Source organism: Parasutterella sp. (assembly GCF_057870745.1).
On record NZ_DBMALT010000066.1, the window covers coordinates 1 to 9,416 of the forward strand.

Sequence of the window (9,416 nt, forward strand, 5' to 3'; positions counted from 1 at the left end):
GGAACCTCGCGATTCAGACCTTGCCTTTGGCTATGTGCTTGGCGCCACCGCCCGCACTTCGGGACTTTCACCCTGTAGAGTTCGCTCATGCCGAGCGCACACAAAAAGGGCTTTGGCAATTACAACCTTGCCAAAGCCGGGGAGGATTTAGAAATTTTTATGAAGGGTTTCTTTTCTTACTGTTTTTGCTTTGCTCCCTTCCATCGAGCGATGACTTCAGCCATTTTCTCGGGGTTAACCAAAAGTGCCGGATCCAAAAGCATATCTGCTTCTTCCTTGGTCATGATTCCCATCTCAAGAACGGCATCGGCAACAGCTAAATTGTGTTCCTGTGCATACTTCGCAACTTTGACGCCTTCAGGGTAGCCTAGCGTAGCTGCAACGACGGTGGACAAAGCAATGGTTTCTTTCGCTTCTTTTGCACAGCGGTCACGATTTGCTGTAATACCATTGATACATTTGTCAATAAAGAGCGGAATCACTTTCGTCAGCAAATCGAAGGACTCAAAAAGATTCTTGTAAAGTGTAGGAGCCCAGACACTGATCTCTAACTCACCCTGTTCAAAGGCCATGGAAATAACGACATCATTACCGCAGGTTTGCTGAGCGACTTGACTGACGAGTTCAGGGAGGATCGGGTTGATCTTTCCGGGCATGATGGAAGATCCCGGAGAAAGAGAGGGCAGAGTAATTTCTCCGAACCCAGCTCTCGGACCGGAACTCATAATTCTCAGGTCTTTTGCGATTTTTGAAATACCGCAGGCTGCCTGCTTCACGGCTGCAGATACTTTTACGCAGAAGTCATCGTTTTGCATACCGTCAAAAAGGTCGGCCGTGCTTTTAACGTCTTCACCGAGCTGAACGGAGAGATGTTTATAGAAAGCTTCCTGATACCCTGGAGCTGCACCCAAGCCCGTTCCGACCGCTGTAGCACCGACCAGCAGATAGAAGCACTCTGCTCTTAAACTGCGGATGTTTTCTGCCTGACGGCGGCAAAATTCGGCGTAGCCTCCGAATTCTTGCCCAAGCGTTAAGGGAACGGCATCCTGAAGGCACGTTCTGCCAACCTTGATGACATCGGCAAATTCAATAGCTTTCTTTGCAAAAGCGTCTGCAAGCTTGTCGAGTTCCGGTGCTAATTTATCCAATGCCGGATAAATGCAAAGGTGTTCTGCACTCGTAACAATATCATTAGTTGACTGTCCCATATTGACATGGGTATTGGGATGAACTTCATCTTGTCCTTTATGACCGGTCAGATGTTCGTTCGCAAGGTTGCCGATCACCTCATTTACGTTCATATTGACGCAGGTGTAACCGCCGCCTTGGAACATATCCAGCGGAAATTGGTCATCATATTTGCCGGTAAGTACTTTGTCGCAAGCCCAAGCAATGGCTTCGGCTCTTCTTTCATCTAAGGCACCGATCTCTTTGTTTGCTAAGGCAGCGGCTTTTTTCATCTGCACTAAAGCTCTGTGGAGGTAGGGATATTTAATAACCTTCTCACCTAGAATGCCCGATACTCCCATGACGCGAAGGGTCTGGATTCCGTAGTAAACGTCATCCGGGACTTCCATTTGGCCTAAACAGTCTTTCTCAATACGGCTCATAACTTTCCTTTAGAAATTTGAGGTTAACGTTTTATCTTTCTATGAACATTCTCCGATAAAACGGTTAACATCGTTAAGTAGATAAGTGATTTTTAACGATGACGATTTGATTTCCTTATAAGAGCTTCGCCAGACGTTCAATATGCTTGAGCAGAAGGTAGTTACTCACGGAAATTCCGATTGGAGTCTGGAATGCGAAATTTTTCTCTCGAATTAAATCAGCTGAAAGTGTTCATGGAAGTTGCAAAGGATTGCAATATGACACGAGCCGCACAAAAGCTCGGCCTTACTCAGCCGGCAATTTCGACTGCCATTAAAAAAATAGAGAATGGTCTGGGAATTGAACTTTTTGATCGGGCCTCTCGTCCGATGAGACTTACTGCAGCCGGACACGTTCTTTTTAAACGAGGTAATGGCGCTATTGAACTCATCGAAACCATCCTTGCGGATATGTACAGGACAGCCAATGGAAAAAATCCCGATATCAGGCTCGGTTGCTCTGAGGCCATTATGAATATTTTCGGGGGTGAATTAGTTTCTCTTTTGGCTTCCAAACCCGGCAGACTAACGCTATCCAGCGGAACCTCTCTTGAAGTTTCCGATAAATTAAGAAACAAAGAAATTGACATCTCTTTGTCCACTGATCCTTTAACAAAGGACGACGGAGTTCAGAATATTCAGCTTCTTGAGGATGAGTTTCTTTTGGTTATCCCGAAAGAAATCCACGACAAAATTCGGCCGAAGTCAATTTCCGACTTAAATGAATTTTTAGAGAAAACGCCATATGTAAGAGCGGGAAAAACTACGATGGATTACTTTCAGACAGAAAGGCTTCTTCGTACGCTCAACTTTCAGAAGTTCGATTCGATCGAGATCGATTCGTGCCTCGCTATGGCAATAGTCGTCGCGGAAGGCAACGGCTGGGCCATTTTGCCTACTTTCTCTTTACTCCAGGCAAGCTATTTTCTGCCTCAGCTTTCTTTTCTCTCTTTTAAAGGAAAAAATGCTGAACGACGATTCTATATTTCTTATGAAGATACAGTATTTGAACCGACGGCAGAGAACATTTCTTCAAGCCTAAAAACATACCTTCATGAAAAGGTAATACCGATGGTTCGTGAACTCAAACCCGGACTCGAGAAGTTCATTAAGGCTTAATCCGACAGAAAGCAGCGCCTGATTAAGCCTTACGGAATTATTTGAAAGACTTTCGATAAATTTCAGCGCAGTCTTCAATTGTTAAGAGCGTCGGATCGCATTCAAAAACCGGCGCTAGAGATTCTCTGACTTCTTTTGCCATTGCAGGAAGCTCTTCGGCTTTGATTCCGAATTCACTCATTGTTAAATTGGAGACTCCGCAGTCTTCTAATAATTTATCGAGCGCAGAAAGAAAATCCTGAGGTTCGGAGGCATTTTTATTCCCGAGAGCGCGAGCCATGTCAATGAATTTTTGGCGGCAAAGGCCTTTGTCGATAAAAAAGCCGAAATAGGCACGAGATATAAGGATCAGTCCGGCACCGTGGGGCAAGTTCGGATGATATGCACTCAAGATATGTTCCAAAGAATGCTGACTGAGGAGTTTTCCTGTGGACATCACAAAGCCACCGAGCGTATTGGCGAAGGCCACATTTTCACGAGCTTCTAAGTCGTTTCCTTCTATAACGGCTCGCGCCAGATAGGCTCCGATCTTTTCGATGCCCGTGATGGAAAACATCTCGTTAAAGTAATTTGCCTTCTTCGAAAGATAGCCTTCTGCTAGATGGAAGAAGGTATCAAGGCCTTGATAAGCAGTTAAACGAGGAGGCACGGAACGCATTAATTCCGGGTCTACAACAGAGAGAACGGGGAAGAGACTTTGGAAGCCGATGCCCAATTTTTCGTGTGTGATCGGATTTGTGACCATACCACTGTTGTCTGCTTCGGAACCGGTTCCGGCTGTGGTGGAAATACATACGACAGGAAGAGGCTGATTCGTCGGCAGCTTTCTTCCGCCGGAGCCTTTCTGGCAATAATCCCAAATGTTTCCAGGATTGGTCGCCGCCAGAGCGATAAGTTTAGCCGAGTCCATAGGGGAGCCGCCTCCGAAACCGATAATAAAGTCGCAGGCAGAGTCCTTCGCGGTTTTAGCTGCGTCCATGATGCTGTCAGTAGTCGGATTCGGGGTAATACCGTCAAAAACTTCATACTCTTTGCCGGCTAAGGAGAGTTGATTTTCCAACTCCGCGAGATATCCGCTGTTCCGAATGGATTTACCGTTAGTTATCACAATGAGAGCTTTCTTTCCCGGCAGATTGTATTTATGAAGTTCTTTAAAACAACCGGTGCCGAAGACAAACTCGGTAGGGATGCAGAATGAAAACATAGCTGACCTTTGAATAAAAGGGGCAGAAAGGATTAACCTTGCCGCCCCGAAAATGAACAAATACCTATTTAGGCAAGAAGCGCTTGAATTTTAGCTTCGGTTTTTTGTTTGGCTCCTTCTAATTGAGCTCTGCGCTGAGTTACTACTGAGATGTTTTCTTCCAAACGTGCCATAAGTTCATCGAGTTGGCGGAGGACCTCCTCAGGTGCTGAGCCGCCTAAAGAGTCCTTTGAGTTGGCGTTTTTGACCGGATCAAGGCCAAGCTGAATTTCTTCATTGGTCACCTTGGTCTCAATGTTAAACAACTGCTTAGCAATCGGTGCGATAACATCCACGTCAATCTCACTGGCTTTCTTTCCATGTGTGAGCATGAAGTCAACGACGTGCGCAACAATATCATGAGCGGTACGGAAAGAGATATGGTCTGCGCGAACCAGAGTATTGGCAAGTTCAGCCATAGTGCAGAAGTTATTTGATGCGGTCTCAACCATCAATTCTTTATTGAGCTTAATTCCGCGGAAAGTTATGTTCAGAAGCTCTATGCAGGCTTTCATTTCATCGAATGCATTCCAGAGGAAAGTCGGGCCTTCTCCGCTGCTTTCGTTATTGTGAGTATACGGGGTGTTTTTCATAACAGCCCAAGCGCCGACACAAAGACCTTCGATGTTGGCAGATTTCCCCTTAATGTGTTCCAACGTCCAGGGATTCTTTTTCTGCGGCATGATGGAGGAGCAGACGGCGACTTCATCCGCAACTTCGACGTATCCGTAATCAGGTGTTGCCCAAACGTATAAATCCTGACAGAGGCGGGTAAAGGTGCTGGCGGCAATTCCGAAGGCAGACAGAATTTCCAAAATGTAATCTCTAGAGCCGACGGCATCAATGGAGTTGCCTAAAGGTGCATTAAAACCGAGAAGTTCAGAAGTGAACTGGCGATCGATCTTCCATGTGGTTGAGCCCATGGAGCCGCCGCCCAGCGGGCAAAGGTTCAGCTGTTCCCAAGCATTTTGGATTCGCTGATAGTCACGGTCCATTCCATAAAGAATAGCTGCGCAATACTGAGCAAAGGTGATGGGTTCGGACGGCTGAAGGTGAGTATAACCGGCCATAACGGCGTCTGTATTATTCCTCGCCACCTGCTGAATCGTCTTGCGCATTTCGTTGTAAAGTTCACATACTTCCAAATAGAACTTACGAACATCCATCCTAACAACGGTAGCGTATAAATCATTGCGGGAGCGGGCAGTGTGCTGCTGACCGCCGACTTCAATGCCAACCTTGGAAATCAAGTAGTTTTCAAGGTTGAAATACATCTCTTCGAGTTCTGGACGAAGTGCAAAGGAAGGTTTGCTTCCCATAGCAGTCATCTCTTCAGCGACTTCAAGAATCTTTTTAGCGACTTCCTTTTTGATAATACCTTGTTTTTCAAGCATTAAAACGTGAGCTTTGTTGCATTCGACATAATTTTGGAAGGAGCGCTCAGCCTCAGCGTCAGAGATGCTCGGATTGATGATGTATTTAATGACCTCTTTTGCAGGGGGCTGTTTAATTTTTCCGCGATTATTACCTTGAATCATTTTTACCTCTTGGGAGTTGATGAAATTATGTTTCTATTTTGGGTTAGGAAATTCAAAAACGAAATCAGTATTAACAAACTTTATTCAGAAGTATTAAAAAACGATAAGCTGAGTGAGTCCGAACCGTTTCAGATCCTTCTGCGTTTTCGGTTGCTCGGAAAAGAAAAACCTGACCTTCGCCATAATTCAAATTCTGTTAATTAGAGCAACTCTTCCAATATCTGAGCTTTTCGATCGAAGTTTTCAAGCTGCATGTAGTATTCACAGCAGTCCATCAGGGCGCTTTGGGAAACCATGCCGCAAATGTCTGTTCCGATGATGGATAAGCCGTAACGCTTAGCTTCAGAGCGCACCATTTCGATAATTCGGTAAAGCGGTACGATCTGCGGATTGATCATGCAGCTGACCTGGCAGATGTTTCTGTCCTCCAGATAAACGCCGATTGCCCGGGCCTCTGCATAGCCGCCTTTGGCTTCCCGGAAAGATTGTGCAATTTTTTTAGCTATAGCGACATCCGAAGTATTTAACGAAATATTGAAGGCGACCATGGGATTGCGAACGCCGAGCGGCATGGCTCCGGCCGTCGGGTGCATCTTTGCCTCACCGTAATCAGGCGCCCATTCCGGTTTGTCAATTAACTCCAACAAACCTTCATATTCCGGGCGGCGGATATTCTGTAACTTCACTCGTTCCGGTCTTTTAGCCGCTTTTTCATAAAGATAGACCGGGACCTGAAGTTCTTTGGCAACACGTTCGCCTAGGCGATTGCAAAGATCAACGCATTCTTTGGCCGTCATATCTTCCAGAGGAATAAACGGAGAAGCATCTACAGCTCCGATACGAGGATGTTCTCCTTTATGGTGATTCATGTCGATCAGCTCGACTGCTTTTTGGCACATGCGGAAGCCTGCTTCCAATACAGCTTCGGGATCGCCTACAACCGTATGGACACAACGGTTATAGGAAGGCTCAACATTGACATTGATAAGTTTGGCACCGGGGACGCTTTGAGCAGCTTCACTTATTTGATCGATAACTTCCTGACGGCGTCCTTCAGAAAAGTTGGGTATAAATTCCACAAGCTTTGTCATGGCTTTTTCTCCAAAGAATTTATTGATTGAGTAATTGGTAACCAATCTCCGTTATTTCTTTTTCCTGCTCATTGGTCAAAGTCTCCAGGCGCAGAACTTCTTCTAAAGTGGTTCGAACGAACTCGGGATCATGGATTGAACGCAGATTAATGCGTACATTAAGTAGCGCTCCGATAGCTGCTGTTCTAGCGGCCAGAGCGCTCACCATTGCATCGGTTGCCGCGTTTTTATTTCCTCGTTCAAGCATGAGACGCGAAAATTTAAAAATCCTGACAGACTGTCCGGCCACTTTCAAAGGGACGAGGGAGGCAGTTTTTAAGGCTTGGGACATAGCGGTTTTCCTCAGCGCTTTTTCTTCCTCGGTATTCTTAGGCATTTTTAAGGCCGTCATAAAGCCGTTAAAGCTTTCTGAATCTTCATCAATCGCTTTCAGGAGTATGGTGCGAATTTCTTCGAGCTCAGCTAAGGCTTCCCTGATTGATTCTTGAGCATCTTCGCAGCCGCGGCATCCAAGAGTCAAATTTCCGACCATTTCCGCGAGTGCTGCTGCCAATGAGCCGCACAGTGCAGAGACACTGCCCCCGCCCGGGGCAGGTGCGTCCGAAGCAGTCAAAGCACAGAACTCATCAACAGGCATAGAACTTAATCGCATATGAGAACTTCCTTTAGGGAAAGCAGCCGCGGCAATGACACAAGGGCCATGTAAAGCGGCTTTAATACTAAAAACCGTTGCTTCATTTATATCGTTGAAAACAATAAAATCACCTGCGGGCACTTCTACGGAAAAATCTCTGCTGAGGATTTCGGCATCCTCAACCGCATAGAAGCCAATGATTCCCGATTTTTCTATCTTGATGGATTCATTTTGCAGAAGCGGTTTCAGCCTTCCGGTCCAGTTTTCCGAATAAAGAAGATTAAAGTCAACAGCTTTCCCGATGTGATGTGTGTTCCAGCTGCCGTCAAAAATGTCAACATCAAACGGATTGAGCAATACTTCGTGATGACCTTCATGAAACATGTGCATCGAACCTCTTAAAGGCAGGATGTGACGTGTGAAGCCGGTAAAGTCAGAGTAGGGAGCCCCGTCAACACGACAGTCCGCTGAGGAAATCCTAATTTGAAAGTCTTTCTTCTCCCAACAGGAAGAAGGAGGAAAAAGAAAGATTTCAGACGTTGTTCCTCCGGACCATCGATGGACAATAAAATCTTCTCTTTTGATGATTTGATATTGCATTCAGAACTCTCAGGTTTGAATCTTTAATCAAATAGTTAAGTCGAATCGCAAAACTTTAAATAGATCACATTCCGCCGGCGCTGCTTTCAGCTTCACTGACGACAGGTTCGTTTAGTGAGTTAAACAACATCAACGTATAAACTACACCGCTCACGAGCAGTACCATTCCAATAAAAAGGGTTGCGGTAGGAAAGGCTCGGGCGTAAACACATCCCCAGGTAACAGAGAAAATGGTTTCAAAGACCAGCATAGGTCCTGCAACGGCGGTCGGTACTTTCTGACTCATAGCATTCCATAAGGCAGTTGCGCCGAAAGAGCAAACCACACCGGCAAAGAGGGACCATCCGATAAAGGCGAAAGGAGAAGGACCGAATAATTCCTTGAGATCTCCTGAAAACAGCCAAAGAGCAACGTATAGAACGATTCCGAACGGAAGCAGCAGACTGCATTGCATACTGGTAAAGAAGACAGGACTGATTTTAGGATGGTCAAGCAGCCAGTCTGCATTGCGAATCGGATACCAGGTCCACATCGCTGTCGAGAGTACGGAGTAAATCACGCCGATAAGAAAATTGGGGTTTGACTTATAGTCTTCCAGGACATTGATGAGGCCCTCGAAATTGGCCAAAATCAGTCCGATGAAAATGACAGACAGCGGGAGGATGAGTTTTGAAAGCGGCAAGTACTTTTTCCCCTTCCGCTTGTCTCTTTCATTCGCAATTAGAGCAACTAAAACCGGAATTAAACCGAAAAAAGTAGCTGCTAAGGCCACACCAGCATACTGCACCGCGGAAAACAGACACCAAGGCTGAATCAGATTGCCTATTAAGGTGAGCCAGAAAGCTGTATTCCAATCTTTCAGATTTACCTGTTTTAAATACTGCTTCTGCAGGGCTAAACCCGCAAGAGCGGTAACGCCCATTACAATACCCCTGGCTACCGAAATATAAGTTGTGGGATAGTCAGGAAGCAGAAGGGGTAAGAGATATGTAAAGCCCCACAGCACACAAGCAGCAAGACCAAAAGAAATACCTATGAGCATATTTTTATCCAATATTAGAGCGGACTATAGCCAAAGCATATTTCTTTGAAAACCTCAATTAACAACTCTAATGGCCAGATATAAATCTGATTTATACGAAGAATTTTCCGAAGAATTTAGCGTTAAAGATCATCATGGGGTTATTATTTCTCACTGAATATCTTTGGAATGTTAATAATGAACAGAGAAGGAAACCTTGACTTAACCTCGTTGAGGATATTCATCGAAACCGCAAAAGACTGCAACATGACGAGGGCCGCTGCTGCTCTTGGCATCAGTCAACCTGCGGTTTCTGCTGCGATCAAGAAAATTGAAAATTCATTAGGTTCTCCGGTATTTGACCGAGATAGGAGGCCGATTCAGTTAACAACGGCCGGACGGCTACTTTGGAATCGATCCTTGTCTTGTACTGAAATAAGTTGACTCCTAAAGGAGTCAGGAATGGAAAATAAGGCAAAGATTGATCCTAAAAGATTTGGAATCTTAAAGGCTTATCAAAA

The 9,416-nt window shown here is 45.4% G+C and carries 8 protein-coding genes; 2 read left to right on the forward strand and 6 right to left on the reverse strand.

What is annotated here, in order from left to right; genetic code table 11:
- Positions 1-176: 176 nt before the first annotated feature.
- Positions 177-1,610: an aspartate ammonia-lyase gene (locus ACZND6_RS12150; RefSeq protein WP_489524731.1), complete on the reverse strand. Its 1,434-nt coding sequence runs from the start codon at positions 1,608-1,610 to the stop codon at positions 177-179.
- Between the two features lie 192 nt (positions 1,611-1,802).
- On the opposite strand from ACZND6_RS12150, the gene ACZND6_RS12155 reads away from it, so the two are divergent.
- Entirely contained in the window at positions 1,803-2,768 is a 966-nt protein-coding gene (locus ACZND6_RS12155; RefSeq protein ID WP_300874650.1) for a LysR family transcriptional regulator, read from the forward strand.
- Positions 2,769-2,805: 37 nt separating this feature from the next.
- On the opposite strand, the gene ACZND6_RS12160 is transcribed toward ACZND6_RS12155, so the two are convergent.
- The 5 genes from ACZND6_RS12160 to ACZND6_RS12180 form a co-directional block, all read right to left on the reverse strand.
- Positions 2,806-3,972 carry an iron-containing alcohol dehydrogenase gene (locus tag ACZND6_RS12160; protein WP_300874647.1) on the reverse strand — a complete coding sequence of 389 codons (1,167 nt, stop codon included), beginning with the start codon at positions 3,970-3,972 and terminating at the stop codon, positions 2,806-2,808.
- Positions 3,973-4,040: 68 nt separating this feature from the next.
- On the reverse strand, positions 4,041-5,549 hold the full coding sequence (argH, locus tag ACZND6_RS12165) for an argininosuccinate lyase (RefSeq protein WP_155166060.1): 1,509 nt from the start codon (positions 5,547-5,549) through the stop codon (positions 4,041-4,043).
- A 200-nt stretch (positions 5,550-5,749) separates the two neighbouring features.
- Entirely contained in the window at positions 5,750-6,640 is an 891-nt protein-coding gene (gene ftcD / locus ACZND6_RS12170; protein WP_021868077.1) for a glutamate formimidoyltransferase, read from the reverse strand.
- A gap of 19 nt (positions 6,641-6,659) precedes the next feature.
- Complete coding sequence (locus ACZND6_RS12175) at positions 6,660-7,874, reverse strand: HutD family protein (protein WP_300874640.1); 1,215 nt, start codon at positions 7,872-7,874, stop codon at positions 6,660-6,662.
- Between the two features lie 64 nt (positions 7,875-7,938).
- On the reverse strand, positions 7,939-8,916 hold the full coding sequence (locus ACZND6_RS12180; protein ID WP_300874637.1) for a DMT family transporter: 978 nt from the start codon (positions 8,914-8,916) through the stop codon (positions 7,939-7,941).
- 177 nt (positions 8,917-9,093) lie between these two features.
- Between ACZND6_RS12180 and ACZND6_RS12185 the strand changes: the two genes are divergently transcribed.
- Entirely contained in the window at positions 9,094-9,339 is a 246-nt protein-coding gene (locus ACZND6_RS12185) for a LysR family transcriptional regulator (RefSeq protein WP_489524732.1), read from the forward strand.
- The last annotated feature ends 77 nt before the right edge of the window (positions 9,340-9,416 follow it).